Annotated in this window: 11 protein-coding genes; 8 read left to right on the top strand and 3 right to left on the bottom strand. The window is 40.1% G+C overall.

Going from position 1 to position 14,943, the window contains the following annotated elements; all coding sequences use genetic code 11:
* From V7D82_RS07790 to V7D82_RS07760, 7 genes are all read left to right on the top strand, one after another.
* Complete coding sequence (locus tag V7D82_RS07790; protein ID WP_333600414.1) at positions 1 to 3,087, top strand: efflux RND transporter permease subunit; 3,087 nt, start codon at positions 1 to 3, stop codon at positions 3,085 to 3,087.
* 6 nt (positions 3,088 to 3,093) lie between these two features.
* The gene (locus V7D82_RS07785) at positions 3,094 to 4,401 is read left to right on the top strand and encodes a TolC family protein (protein ID WP_333600413.1); all 1,308 of its coding nucleotides are present in this window, start codon (positions 3,094 to 3,096) and stop codon (positions 4,399 to 4,401) included.
* 505 nt (positions 4,402 to 4,906) lie between these two features.
* Positions 4,907 to 5,425 (top strand): hypothetical protein, encoded by a 519-nt coding sequence (locus V7D82_RS07780; RefSeq protein ID WP_333600412.1) that lies wholly within the window; start codon positions 4,907 to 4,909, stop codon positions 5,423 to 5,425.
* A gap of 167 nt (positions 5,426 to 5,592) precedes the next feature.
* Entirely contained in the window at positions 5,593 to 6,072 is a 480-nt protein-coding gene (locus V7D82_RS07775) for a hypothetical protein (protein WP_333600411.1), read from the top strand.
* Positions 6,073 to 6,264: 192 nt separating this feature from the next.
* Positions 6,265 to 6,747 (top strand): hypothetical protein, encoded by a 483-nt coding sequence (locus V7D82_RS07770; RefSeq protein WP_333600410.1) that lies wholly within the window; start codon positions 6,265 to 6,267, stop codon positions 6,745 to 6,747.
* 113 nt (positions 6,748 to 6,860) lie between these two features.
* A complete protein-coding gene (locus V7D82_RS07765; RefSeq protein WP_333600409.1) occupies positions 6,861 to 7,448 on the top strand; it encodes a hypothetical protein in 588 nt (195 codons plus the stop codon).
* Positions 7,449 to 7,607: 159 nt separating this feature from the next.
* Complete coding sequence (locus tag V7D82_RS07760; RefSeq protein ID WP_333600408.1) at positions 7,608 to 8,534, top strand: AraC family transcriptional regulator; 927 nt, start codon at positions 7,608 to 7,610, stop codon at positions 8,532 to 8,534.
* Here V7D82_RS07760 and V7D82_RS07755 read toward each other — a convergent pair.
* Together V7D82_RS07755 and V7D82_RS07750 are read right to left on the bottom strand one after the other, a co-directional pair.
* Positions 8,531 to 8,908 (bottom strand): DUF779 domain-containing protein, encoded by a 378-nt coding sequence (locus V7D82_RS07755; protein WP_333600407.1) that lies wholly within the window; start codon positions 8,906 to 8,908, stop codon positions 8,531 to 8,533. The two genes, V7D82_RS07760 and V7D82_RS07755, sit on opposite strands and share 4 nt — an antisense overlap.
* Before the next feature lie 84 nt (positions 8,909 to 8,992).
* Entirely contained in the window at positions 8,993 to 10,498 is a 1,506-nt protein-coding gene (locus V7D82_RS07750) for an aldehyde dehydrogenase family protein (RefSeq protein ID WP_333600406.1), read from the bottom strand.
* Between the two features lie 252 nt (positions 10,499 to 10,750).
* On the opposite strand from V7D82_RS07750, the gene pheT reads away from it, so the two are divergent.
* On the top strand, positions 10,751 to 13,174 hold the full coding sequence (gene pheT / locus V7D82_RS07745; RefSeq protein ID WP_333600405.1) for a phenylalanine--tRNA ligase subunit beta: 2,424 nt from the start codon (positions 10,751 to 10,753) through the stop codon (positions 13,172 to 13,174).
* A 33-nt stretch (positions 13,175 to 13,207) separates the two neighbouring features.
* Here the strand turns inward: pheT and V7D82_RS07740 are convergent, their stop codons facing one another.
* Positions 13,208 to 14,734 carry a T9SS type A sorting domain-containing protein gene (locus tag V7D82_RS07740; protein WP_333600404.1) on the bottom strand — a complete coding sequence of 509 codons (1,527 nt, stop codon included), beginning with the start codon at positions 14,732 to 14,734 and terminating at the stop codon, positions 13,208 to 13,210.
* Positions 14,735 to 14,943: the final 209 nt, after the last annotated feature.

The raw sequence follows: 14,943 nt of genomic DNA, 5'->3' as shown, positions 1-14,943 counted from the left end.
ATGAGTTTATCCACCTTAAGCATCAAACGACCGGTTTTTACGATTGTCATCAATCTGACCATTATTCTTTTTGGAATCATTGGGTACAGTTATTTGGGCGTTCGTGAATTTCCTTCGATTGATCCGGCGCAGATTTCGGTGCGTACCAATTATACCGGTGCCAATGCTGATATCATTGAGTCACAAATTACCGAGCCTTTAGAAAAAGCCATCAACTCCATAGACGGTATTCGAAATATTACTTCTTCGAGTAACCAGGGTTCCAGCAACATTACTATCGAATTCAAACTCGAAAAAAACTTAGAAGAAGCCGCCAATGACGTTAGAGATAAAGTGTCGCAGGCCGTTAGGAGTTTGCCACAGGATATTGATGCGCCGCCGGTAGTGTCTAAAGCGGATGCCGATTCGGATCCGATTATCACGATGACGGTACAAAGCGATACCAAGGATGCTTTGGCTTTGAGTGATTATGCCGAAAATGTGATTGCCGAGCGTTTGCAAACCATACCCGGTGTGAGTAGCGTTCAGATTTGGGGGCAAAAACGCTATTCGATGCGTATTTGGATTGACCCGGTGAAACTGTCTTCTTATGGCGTAACGGTTTCGGATGTCAGAACGGCTTTAGAAAAACAAAATGTCGAATTGCCTTCCGGGAAATTAACCGGTGCCAATACGGAACTGACCGTTAAAACAATGGGAAATCTTTCCAAACCGGAAGAATTCAACAACATCATCATCATTGCTAACGGAGATAAAGTGGTTCGCTTGAGCGATATCGGTCACGCCGAATTAGGGGCCGAAAATCTGGAAACCCAATTGAAAGGCAACGACCAACCCATGGTAGGCTTAGCGATTATTCCGCAACCGGGGACTAACTATTTGGACATTGCCACTGCCTTCTACAAACAATACAATACGTTTAAAAAGGATTTGCCTAAAGACATTAAACTCAATGTAGCGCTAGACACTACCCTTTTCATCAAAAAATCAGTAGTCGAAGTGGCGGAAACCCTGTTGATTTCCATCATTTTGGTAATCCTGATTATTTTCTTGTTTTTCCGGGACTGGGCCATAGCCTTCCGTCCGTTGATTGATATTCCGGTGTCGTTGATTGCAACGTTTTTCATCATGTATTTGTGTGGCTTTTCGGTAAATGTGTTGACACTGCTCGCCATTGTTCTTGCCACAGGATTGGTGGTAGATGACGGAATTGTAGTGACCGAAAACATCTTCAAAAAAGTCGAGCAAGGCATGTCACCTATAGAAGCGGCTATCAAAGGCTCTAACGAGATTTTCTTTGCCGTTATTTCCATTTCCATCACATTGGCCGCAGTATTTTTACCGATTATCTTTTTGGAAGGTTTTGTGGGAAGACTTTTCCGGGAATTTGGCGTCGTCATTGGCGCGGCAGTATTAATATCGGCCTTTGTTTCTTTAACGCTTACCCCCATGTTGAACGCCTATCTGATGAAAGGCGGCGAACAGAAGAAAACCAAATTCTACACTTTTACCGAACCGTATTTTGAAGCCTTGAACAAAGGATACGCCAACGCTTTGGAACGTTTTATGCAAAAGAAATGGCTGAGCTTTCCTATCGTGATTGTTTGTCTTGGTTTGATCGTATTGTTTTTCAAAATCATTCCCAAAGAAACGGCACCTTATGATGACAGAAGTCTGGTAATCGTTGGGGTAACTACTCCGGAGGGCGCTACTTATGACTACACCGACCGCTTCATGCAGGATTTGTCTAAACTAATAGACGATTCCATACCCGAGAAAAAAATTGCTTTGGTCATCACCGCTCCCGGATTTGGTTCTTCTACGGTCAACAGCGGAAGGGTGCGTTTGGCACTGAAAGATCCCGAAGAACGAGGTCGCTCGCAAAAGGAAATTGCCGATGCCTTCACCAAATGGACTAAAAAATATTCGCAAGCCAAAGTCACCGTTTCCGAACAACCAACTATAGCCGTAAACAAACGGGGCGGCTTACCAATTCAGTATATCATTCAGGCGCCTAATTTTGAAAAGCTGCGCGAAAAGATTCCACAGTTCATGGAGTTGGCCAATCAGAATGAAACCTTCTCCAATGTAGATGTGAATCTGAAATTCAACAAGCCCGAAATCAACGTGACTATCAATCGGGAAAAAGCCGAAAGTTTAGGTATTTCGGTTTTAGATGTGGCGCAAACGCTGCAGTTATCCTTGAGCGGCCAACGCTTTGGTTACTTCATGCGCAACGGAAAACAATACCAGGTCATTGGGCAATTTGATGAAAAAGACAGGGACAAACCATTAGATTTAACCTCTATGTTTGTCAAAAACAACAAAGGCGACTTGATTCAGCTAGACAATATTGTTACCGTTGACGAACAGAGCAACCCGCCGCAATTGTACCACAACAACCGCTACATGTCGGCCACCATTTCTGCCGGTTTAGCACCCGGAAAAAGCATCAGCGACGGTATTGACGCCATGGATGAAATCAAAGCCAAAGTGTTAGACAACACTTTTACTACCGATTTGGGTGGCGAATCCAGAGACTTTGTGGAAAGCAGTTCCAATACAATGTTTGCTTTTGGCTTGGCATTGCTGTTGATTTATTTGATTTTATCCGCTCAGTTTGAAAGTTTTATCGATCCGTTTATTATCATCTTAACCGTGCCGATGGCGGTGGCCGGAGCCTTATTTTCGCTCTGGTTATTTGGCCAAACCTGGAATATTTTCAGTCAAATTGGCACCGTGATGCTGATAGGTTTGGTAACCAAGAACGGAATCCTAATCGTTGAATTTGCCAACCAATTGCGCGAACAGGGCGTACCCAAATACGAGGCCATTGTGCAAGCTTCGGAAGCCAGGCTTCGCCCCATCTTAATGACTAGTTTAGCCATTGCCTTAGGAGCCTTGCCAATTGCCTTATCGCTTGGCGCAGCTTCTACCAGCCGAATCGGAATGGGGGTTGTGATTGTGGGCGGAACCATTTTCTCGTTGATACTGACCTTGTTTGTGATTCCGTCCTTCTATTTAATGTGGGCAAAACAAAAGAAACACCGTCCGGAATTTGACAATCTTGAGCGTTTAGAAAAATAATTGATTATGAAAAGGAAAGCAATATACATCATCCTGCTGTTTTTGGGGTTTTTACCCAAAAGCCAGGCACAGGAACTATTGAAACTGGAAGATGCCGTTACAATTGCCCTGGAAAACAATTTTGATATTCGGATAGCCTCCAATAATTTAAAAATGGATGAAGCCAATGCCACCGCGGGCAATGCCGGTATGCTGCCGAAGGTAACCGCCAACATTGCGGACAACAACAGCATTCAATACAGCAAGCAAACCCGACAGGACGGCACCACTACCGAATTGAACAATGCCAAAAACAACAGCCTTACCTATGGCGTTGGATTGGATTGGACGGTATTTGACGGCTTTAAAATGTTTGCCAAAAAAAGTCAGCTGGAGGAATTACAAAAACTGGGTGACTCCAAATTAAAACTCACTATCCTTACCAAAATCAGCGATGTGCAGGCGGCTTATTTTGATTTGGTACAGCAACAGCAACAGTTGGCGGCTTTAGACAGTTCGATAGTCATTTCCAACCAACGATTGACGGTGGCGCAAAACCGATTCAGTATTGGCAAGGCTTCTAAACTAGAAGTGCTGAACGCCCAAGTGGATTTGAATACCGACCAAACCGCGCTGTTAAAACAAAAAGAATCGTTGGCTAATGCCAAAATTTTGTTGAATCAAATCTTAGCCCGCGAGGTAAAAACCGATTTCAAAGTGGTAGAGGCCATTCAGGTGGATAAAAGTTTACTGTTGCCCACCCTTACCGATTTAGCCACCAAACAAAACCCCGAACTGGAAGCTCAAATCATCAACAAAAAAGTGGCCGAACTACAGTTAAAACAAGTAAAAGCCAACCGCTATCCTACGGTGAAAGTCAACACCGGATATAATTTTGCCGAAAGCCAATCAAGTTTGGGCTTTACTTCCTCTTCCTATTCCCGCGGGCTGAATTATGGTTTTAGTGCCAGCCTGAATCTTTTTGACGGTTTTGCCCAAAAGCGAACCGAGAAAATTGCCCAATTGGAAATCGAGAATTCTAAAATTGCCATTGCCCAACAAACCTCAACCTTGAATGCCCAACTGGAAAGTGGGTATCAAACCTATCTGACCTATTTGGATTGGATGCAATTAGAAGAAAAAAACGAAGCCATTGCCAAGCAAAACTTAGACATTACTTTAGAGAAATTCCGAATTGGCACCATCACTCCTATTGAGTTTAGAACGGCGCAACTGAATTACATCAATGCCAAAGTACGCAACACCAATGCGCAGTTGCAGGCCAAGCTCTCCGAAATCAGCCTGAAAGAATTGGCAGGTAATTTGAATTTATAAGCCTTCTTACCGGCTTCCGTTACCTTCTTGAGGCGTTCCGGCGCCTTCCTGATGGTTGCCGCTACCTTCTTACTGGTTTCCGCCACCTTCTTAATGCGTTCCGCCACCTTCTTACTGGTTTCCGCCACATTCTTGGTGCGTTCCGCCACCTTCTTAGTGCATTCCGTCACATTCTTAGTGCGTTCCGCCACCTTCTTAATGAGTTCCGCCACCTTTTTGGTGCGTTCCGCCGGCGGAAAGCAGCTTAGAAGACGCGGAAAGGAGTAAGAAGGTGGCGGAAGACCTCATAGGGAACGCGGAAAGCACCAAAGGAACAGCGGAAGACTTCTTAGGGAGCGCGGAAACCGATAAAAAGACAAAAAATAACGCCCAAAAGAGAAATTTGTGAGGAAATAAGGATTATTACAGGAGGTTGGGTATATTTGGATAGCAAATTAGCTTACTAAAGACACCGGAAGTTGGGTGTATTTAGTAGTTGGCAGTAATTTTTTAACCCCTACAATTAATGACATCATCTGATAATTTAGCCATATTCGCAAGCGTAATTTCTATAATTGCTCTTCTAATTCCTTTTCTTAGTTTCAGAAGAGAACGTAATAAATCTAACCAAGATTTTATTTTTCAAGAAAAAGTTCTTGCCTATAAAGACTTGATTTTTCAAGCAAGCCAAACCTACGAACAGTTATTTTTTCTTGTTGAGGAATTGCAAGAATTCGAAGGGACAAAAGAAGAATGGGAAGTAGCTCATGGAGAGGAATGTGGAAGATACTATAGTCTAGGTTATGACTTTCAAAAAGTAATTTTTAGAAACATTCCAATATTGCCCAACAATATTTATAAAGAAATGGATTCATTTTCTCATGAAGCAATTCATTTTGTTACATCAGCGTTTAATTGCAACTCAAATTTAACAACAACGGCATATGATAACTTAGAGATTTCACTCGAGAAAATAATAGAACTCGTCAGAATAGATTTGAAAGTTGAAAAGTTGAATCTGAATTTGGCTAAAAGATTAGATTAAAAAAAAACTACTGCCAACAGCGGTTTGGCGTAATAGCTCGTTTATCTTTCTTGGAAAATACTCTGAACTTCAGCATTTCTTATCGCATTTTTCTTTAACTTGCCTCTACTAACGCCAAGCCGCGACACGTTAGTAGCAATGTCACAGCATAATTCTAAAAATAAAATATGAATACAATTATTTACCTGAAAGATGTTCCGTTGTTTAAGAAAATACTCGGATTTGTTATATTAGTATTTGGCTTATACACTTTCATATTTGCCAACATCATATTTGGAGCAATATTTCTTGTAATCGGTTTGAACTTGTTATCGACAGAAGGTTCCGAAATTCATTTAGAAAACAATTCATTTAGAAATATAAAATCAATATTTGGATACAATTTTGGAAAATGGAAACAATGTCCAGAATTTGAATATGTTTCTGTTTTTAAAACAAAAGAGAACCAAACAATTCGAGTTGTAACTGCTGAAGCAACTTTACAAAGCGATGTAATTTTATTAAATTTATTTTATAAAGGAAATAAACATATTACATTTTATAAAACTCAAGACAAGAATGATGCTTTTAATGTAGCAGAAAAGTTTAAATCCATTTTTAAAATTGACATTCTTGACGCAACAGAAAGTGAAAAAAAATGGTTATAGATTAACACTGCCACTAACAGCCATTTGGCGCAATAGCTCCGTGGCTTGTGCTTCTCGATACCTTTTGAGCCTTGCTCAAAACACTCGAAGTGACGGAACACTATAGTAAATCATCACAGTTGCTGCACATGAACGAAGCGACTGCCTAAGGAAACCGCGAAACGTTGTAGACAAGCTTTAAAAAAATTAGATATGCGAGGACGTTTTTTTAATATTAGTTTGGTTTTAACAGTTCTGACTATTATGCTATGCGTAGTAGTTTTCTATACTATTCCAAAATTTAAATTTTGTAAAGAATGTTCTGTTGCTATGGCAATCTATACGGAAAAGTTAGGGAAGCATTACAAGTTTACGCTAAATGATCTTTTAAAAGATAAAAAAATCCACACTTATGAACTGACAGGAAATGATAATACTGATAAAGATATTTTTAAAGAGTATCGAAATGCAGTTCATTCGCTGGCAAAATCAAATGATACAATAAAAGCAATACATTTTAAGTTTAACGCTTTTACAAAGTATCAGGAATTTGTAGATGCTTTTGACATTTGTTTCATTGAAAATGTAATGTATGTATATGAGAAAAATGATTTGTGGATAATGAATAAGTCAATAAAGAACTCCAAGAATAAGCATTTATTTTATAGTTCATCTTATTATAACTATTCAAAATAAACCACCGCACAACTGCGGCTTGTAGCAACTGCATGACTAGAAACTTACACTGAATTTTAAACCCGGAATCATTACTAATTAATCGTCGCTAGGGCGAAACGTTATATGCCATTATGAAAAAACTTCTGCTTACCACCATAATACTATTTTTTCTCCTGATGTCCATATCCTGTGGAAAAGGAATTTCTAAAAATTATCTTCAAGTTGACAATTTCAAAACTCCATTAAATCATAAGATAAAATTCAAAAAGATTGGAGATAAAGCCTATTTACAGTGGTATTGTGATGGCGAATTGCGAACCTACGACGAACCATTCGACCTGAAAGGGGCAGACGCTTGGCTACCAAAATTTATGGCGGAGAATAATGACTACATTTTACTAAAAGCCGGATGTGGAAGTCCGTGTTGGAACGGCTTCTTTTTACCCCTTAAAAAATCTTTAAAACTTAAGGTCATCGGCGAATACCTGGCGTTCGATCTTCATCAAAACTATGTGGCCAAAGTGAATTATGACACGGATCAAATTGAAGTTGAAAATATTATTACTTCCAAAACGCAATCTGTAGCAACTGAAGTATGTGAGGCGGTTACCAAAGCGGTTTGCATTGATACAATTTATTTTGAACCAAAGAAAATTGTAACAAAATGGTTCCGGGAAAATGATAAACCCAATATAATTTCAGAGCAATTAAAAATATAACTCCACACAACAGCGGTTTGGTGCCATAGCTGGTTTTATTTTTTACTACTAACTATAAAATGGCGACTAACATCAAGAAGCACGGGGAGGAAATTTTATGATTCCATTTTGGAATTATACCAATTAAAACAGTACTTTAGTATTGCTTATATTTTCTTTATGTCGATTAAATCCTTACTGCACAAACCGGCACTTACACACGAAAAGTCGTTAAAGACTTTGGTGGAAAACCGCACCATATTTTCGTTGGATCATTGCGAACTGAACATTTTTGAAACGTATCAGAAATCAGAATTGGTGCCACTCAAGTTCAATGACTTGGTGGTAACGAGCATGTTGCGCGGAAAAAAAATCATGCATCTTTTTGAAGAACCGCAGTTTGAATATTTACCGGGAGAGACCGTAATCGTGCCGTCGAATGTGGAAATGAAAATTGATTTTCCGGAAGCTTCCAAAGAAAATCCAACCCAGTGTATTGCCTTGGCGATTGACCATCAAATCATCACCGATACGTTGGATTTCTTAAATGAAAAGTACCCCAAAGAAGGCAAAAACAATCTCTGGAAATTAGACCACGAAAATTATTTCTTCTACAACAATGTGGAATTGGCCGGCACCATCAATAAGCTGATTAAGGAATGTATGGGCGATGCTATCACCAAAGACGCCATAGCCGATTTGACCTTACAGGAGTTAATCATCCGAATTATTCAAACGCAAACTTCCAAACGCTTTGATAGCGAAAAGTATTTAGACAACAACAGTCCGATTTCCCCATCGATTGAATTCATCAAAAAGAATATTCGGGAAACCATTAGTTTAAAAGAGCTGAGCGATAAAGCCTGCATGAGTACGACTTCGTTTTACCGCTATTTTAAAAGAGAATTGGGCATGAGCCCAATAGAATACATCTTAAACGAAAAGATAAAATACGCCAAAAAACTCCTCAGCAACCCGAACATTCACATCAACGAAGTGTCGTATGCTACCGGTTTTGAAGATTGCAATTACTTTATTCGACTGTTCAAAAAATACGAAGGCGTAACGCCAAAGCAGTATCAGTTAATGAATTTCACCTCGCACTAATCATACGTATTGTATTTTACCGGTTCCAACTGCATTAATTCTTCTTCGGTAAACAGTCGGTAATGGATGATAAAGGTTTTGCCATAAGGGGTTTCCAAAGAAAAGCCGCCCGCTCCTATGCCGTCCATGACATCTAAGGTGAAATGTGCATTTTTCCAATATTCGTATAAATCTTTATCGAGCCAAAAATCAAAGCCGTCAACCTGACCGATACACACATCGTCTGTCCTTAAGTAAAAACCACCTTTTTCAAAACACTGAGGCTGCGTGCCTTCACAACAACCACCCGCCTGATAGAACATTAAATCGCCAAACTTTTCCCGGAGCATGGCTATCAATGTTGAAGCGGCTTCGGTTACTGCTAATCGTTTCATACTTGTTATTTTAAGAATAAACAAACCGCAAATCAACTCAGGAAAGCCGACCTGCGGTGTATTTAACCAACCATTATACTGTTATTAAAAGAATCCTAATTTGCTTTTGTTATACGAAATCAACATGTTTTTGGTTTGACGGTAATGCGCCAACATCATTTTGTGATTTTCCCTACCAATACCGGATTGTTTGTATCCTCCAAACGGAGCTCCTGCAGGATAAGCGTGGTAACTGTTTACCCAAACCCTACCTGCATGGATGGCTCTTGGCACTTGGTATAATTCGTGTGCATCGCGAGTCCAAACACCGGCTCCTAAACCATAAAGCGTATCATTGGCAATGGCAATAGCTTCCTCCGTAGTTTTGAAAGTAGTCACGGCTAATACCGGTCCGAATATTTCTTCCTGGAAGATTCTCATTTTGTTCGTTCCTTTGAAAACGGTTGGTTTGATGTAATAACCGTTATCCAAATCGCCGCCCAGTTTGTTCTCCTCGCCACCAATTAAGAGCTCTGCTCCTTCTTCTTTTCCTAAATTGATGTAAGTCATGATTTTATCTTTCTGCACTTTCGAGGCTTGCGCTCCCATCATGACCGTTGGGTCTAACGGATTTCCGGTTTTTACCGCAGCCACTCTTTCCAAAACTCTTTCAATAAACTGGTCATAAATAGATTCATGCACTAGCAAACGCGAGGGACAAGTACACACTTCGCCTTGATTTAAGCAATATAAAACAGCTCCTTCTATAGCTTTATCTAAAAACTCATCATCAGCATCCATTACTGAGGGGAAGAAAATGTTGGGTGATTTTCCGCCTAATTCTAAAGTCACCGGTACTATGTTTTCGGTAGCATATTGCATGACCATTCTTCCGGTGGCAGTAGAACCGGTGAAAGCGGCTTTGGCTACTTTCGGATTGGTGACCAAAGCTCTTCCTAATTCGGAACCGAAACCGTTGACTACGTTAAGTACGCCTGCCGGTACTAAATCGCCTATCAATTCCATTAAAACCATAATGGAAATAGGTGTGTTTTCTGCCGGTTTTAACACCACACAGTTGCCTGCGGCTAGAGCCGGAGCCAATTTCCAAACGGCCATTAATAAGGGGAAATTCCACGGAATAATTTGGGCGATTACACCAATAGGCTCATGTACAATTAGGGAAACAGTAGTCTCATCCAATTCACTTACCGAGCCTTCTTCCGCGCGGATAACTCCGGCAAAATAGCGGAAGTGGTCAATGGCTAAGGGCAAATCAGCAGCCAAAGTTTCCCTAACGGCTTTTCCGTTATCAATAGTTTCTACGGCAGCCAAATACGCCAAGTTATCTTCCATAACCTGGGCTATTTTAATCAACAAATTGCTTCGGTCTGTAACCGAAACTTTGCTCCAGGTTTTGAACGCCTCGTGTGCCGCATCCACCGCTAAAGTCAAATCTTCCTTGTTGGAATGAGCCGCTTTGGTAAACACTTTTCCGTCAACCGGAGACACCACGTCAAAATACTGTCCGGAGGCTGGCGGTACAAATTTTCCGCCTATGTAATTATCATACTTATCTTTGAAAGTAGGTCTTTGAATTAAATTACTCATAATTATTTTTTTTTGATTTAATCAAATGTAATTTCAATCTCCAACCCGGAATAGCACAATTCACCCAATTTATAGCACAATTTTATTGATAGGATAATTTTAACAGTTGTTAATTGCCATTTCTTAAAAAATACCGATAAAAAATCAGGAATCTGACAATCGGAACCGTTCCCAACAATACCGTTTTTGGAGCAAAATATATTTTAATCTAAAAACTGTAATCCTTATATTTGCTGCCTTAAAGTACGCTACATGAGAATTTCATACAATTGGTTAAAACAATTCATTAAAATAGATTTAAAATCAGAGGAGACCTCAGCCATACTGACCGATTTAGGGTTGGAAGTGGAAGTGGTGGAAAAATACCAATCCGTTCGTGGCGGACTCGAAGGTGTGGTGGTAGGTCATGTATTGACTTGCGAAAAACACCCGGATGCCGACCGTTTGAAAGTAACTACCGTTGATTTAGGTGATGGAACTCCGGTGCAAATCGTTTGTGGTGCTGCCAATGTAGCCGCCGGACAAAAAGTGCCTGTGGCCACTATCGGAACCAAATTGTTTGACAAAGACGGTGTGGAATTTGAAATCAAAAAAGGAAAAATCCGCGGACAGGAAAGTCACGGAATGATTTGTGCCGAAGACGAATTAGGTCTGGGAACAAGCCATGACGGGATTATGGTTTTAGACGAGAAACTAAAACCGGGAACGCCTTGTGCCAAAGTATTCAACATAGAAAATGATGAAGTTTTCGAAATTGGTTTAACACCTAACCGCGCCGACGCTATGTCACACTACGGTGTAGCCCGTGATTTGCGTGCCAGTTTATTGCAAAAAAATAGCAACATCGAGTTGATTACGCCATCAGTTAGTACTTTCAGAATTGACAAAAGAATTCTTAAGATTGACGTGGATGTCAAAGACAGCAAATTAGCGCCAAGATACTGTGGAGTGACTTTGTCGGGACTTACCGTGAAGCCTTCGCCGGAATGGTTGCAAAACCGTTTGAAAGCCATTGGATTGACACCCAAAAACAATATTGTTGACGTTACCAATTATATCCTGCACGATTTAGGACAACCGCTTCATGCGTTTGACGCCGCCAAAATCAATGGGAAAATCATAGTAAAAACCGTAGCTGCCGGAACTAAATTCACCACGCTTGATGAAGTAGAAAGAACCCTGCACGAAGAAGATTTGATGATATGTGACGAAAAAGGACCGCTTTGTTTAGCCGGTGTTTTTGGCGGAAAAGGTTCGGGTGTTACCGAAACTACGAATTCCATTTTCCTGGAAAGTGCTTATTTTAATCCGGTTTCTATTCGAAAATCGGCTAAGCGTCATGCTTTGAATACCGATGCTTCGTTCCGTTTTGAAAGAGGTATTGACCCTACTATTACCGAATTTGCTTTGAAACGCGCGGCCCTTTTGATTAAAGAAGTAGCCGGTGGCGAAATCACTTCGGACATCATTGATATTTATCCAAAGGCGATTGAAGATTTCCGTGTGTTTCTTCATTTTGATAAAACCACCAAATTGATCGGACAGGAATTATCCAAAGAAACCATCAAGAAAATATTGGCTTCGTTGGACATTAAAGTGACTACCGTTTCCGATGCCGGTTTGGGATTGATTATTCCTTCCTACCGTGTAGATGTGCAACGCGAGGTAGATGTGATTGAGGAAATCCTTCGCGTGTATGGCTATAACAACATCAATTTTACTAAAAAACTGAATGCCACAGTTTCCAATTCGGCCAGAACCGAAGATTATAAAGTACAAAATATCATCGCCACACAATTGAATGCCAATGGTTTTCATGAAATGATGGCCAACTCCCTGACTACCCCTGACTATGTGAAATTATCAGAGCAGTTAAAGGAAGAATACAATGTGATGATGCTCAATCCGTTGAGCAATGACTTATCGGCTATGCGTCAGTCATTGCTGTTCTCTGGTTTGGAAGCCGTTTCGTATAATATCAATCGTAGAAATGGCGATTTGAAATTATTCGAATTCGGGAAAACTTATCACAAATTGCCTTCGGGTTATGATGAACCAAAGCATTTGACTTTATTTGTTTCCGGTGACAGAAGTGCCGAGAGCTGGACGAATGCCCAAAAACCAACAGATTTCTTTTTGTTCAAAGGCTATGTAACCAGTATTTTGGAGCGATTGGGCGTGTGCAAAACCCAAAACAAACCGGTAGTTTCGGATGTGTTTGCCGAAGGCCTGGCGATTGCTTGTGGTAACGATACTTTGGTAGAATTCGGAACCGTGAAGAAATCAATACTAAAGCATTTTGACATCAAACAGGAAGTATTTTATGCCGATTTCAATTGGAATCTGATTCTAAAATTAATTGGTACCAAAATCAAATTCACCGATATTCCTAAATATCCTGAAGTACGTAGAGATTTGGCCTTATTGGTTGACGAAGCCGTAGCTTTTGATGCCATTTATACCATTGCCCGTCAAACCGAAAAATCGTTGTTGAAAGAGGTAAATCTATTTGACGTGTACCAAGGTAAAAATCTGCCGGAAGGCAAGAAATCCTATGCCGTGAGTTTCACCTTGCAGGACAGTACGAAAACGCTGACCGATGAGCAAATTGACAAAATCATGAGCAAACTACAGAAAAACATCGAAACCGAACTGGGTGCGAGTTTAAGACAATAACAAAAAATCCCGATGGTATCATCGGGATTTTTTTTATTCTTTAATAAATTTAGCAGTAAAGACTCCTTTATCACTTTCAGCTTTCAGTAAATAACTCCCGGATTTAAGTTGGGAAACATTAATTGTTGACATTATATTTTCATTGGTTTGCACTAATTGTCCAAGCAGGGTATAAATGTGAACCGATTTAATGAGAACACTTGGATCAACACTGAAAGTAAAAGTCTCTTTTACAGGATTAGGGTATACTTTTATAGCTGCAGTATCAAAAGTATTTGTTGACAGCTGCCCTGAATTAAGTTTAACAACCCAACAGTTCGTTGTTGAAGAATTTCCATAAGGTGGAAATTTAGCTCCAGCCATTATAAATCCACCATCTGTCGTTTGTTTTAAATGTTCAATGTCTTCACCATCTGTTGAGCCGTATGTTTTTTGCCATAGTATCACTCCATCAGTATCAACCGCAACAACCCAAGCATCTTGATTACCATGATAATCGGTAACATCGCCATCATAGGAATGTGTTAATCCTGATACGATAATTTTGTTGTCAGCTGTTTTTTCAATATTCTCAATTTCATCATAATCAGAGCCTCCTAGGGTTTTTTGCCATTGCAGTACACCGAAAGGGTCTAATTTCGCAATCAAACCATCCTGCACACCATGATTCATTATGCCATTGTCTGTGGAGGTTGTATATCCACCAACCATATAACTTCCATCGTTAAGCTGTATGGCATTAAAACCATATTCATTGCCTGAACCACCAATAACATTTTGCCATTCCATAGTTCCTAACGCAGTAACTTTAACTACATAAAAATCGTTGGTGCCCTGACCGCCTTCAGCCCCAATATTTGAAAAGGTATAGCCTCCAATAACATAGCCTCCATCAGAAGTTTGACTAACTCTCATTCCAACATCATCCCCTTCTCCTCCGTATGATTTTTGCCATTCGATATTTCCGTTTCCATCCAATTTAACAAGCCAAACATCACTTCCTCCAATGGGATTTGTAACATCACTATTGAATGAACTGCTATAGGAATTACCGACTACAACATATCCTCCGTCTGCAGTTTGTTTGATATCATAGGCATCATCGACACCTATTCCGCCATAAGTTTTTTGCCAATCCATATTTCCTGCGGCAGTAAGCTTAAGAACCCAATAGTCCGTCTGACCATGATTAAAAGTAAGGTCTCCATCATTTGATAGTGTAGTCGCCACTACAACATATCCCCCATCAAAAGTTTGTTGAATCCCACGGACATATTCTCCATCACTACCTCCAAATGTCTTTTGCCATTGAATATTGCCCAAGTCATCGAGTTTTACAACCCATAAATCGGTATTTCCATGGTTTTGTGTTACATCGCCGTCGACTGACTTAGTAAAAGCAACAAATACATACCCACCATCGGTTGTTTGCTGAATAGCTGTCGCTATGTCCAGAGCTGTTCCGCCCAATACTTTTTCCCAAACAACGCTTGGTGCCTGAGCATGTAAACGACCAACACTAAATAATAAAAACAGGGAAAGCAAGTATAATTTATTCATATCCAGACTTTTTAATCAAATATAGAGAAATATGTTTATACATAACTAATTTTATCATTAAGGGTAAATCAATTCCATAATCCCGGCAGACGGGCGGATTGACAAAATCAGGAGCTAGTTTCAGAAGAATTTAAAACCAGAAGTTGGCGCGATTTAAGAGAATAAGTTATTTTTCTATAAAATAAAAAAGCCTCCCAACAAAACTGGGA

Source organism: Flavobacterium sp. (assembly GCF_036741995.1).
Classification (GTDB): Bacteria; Bacteroidota; Bacteroidia; order Flavobacteriales; family Flavobacteriaceae; genus Flavobacterium.
This window is presented reverse-complemented; position numbering and strand designations above follow the sequence as displayed.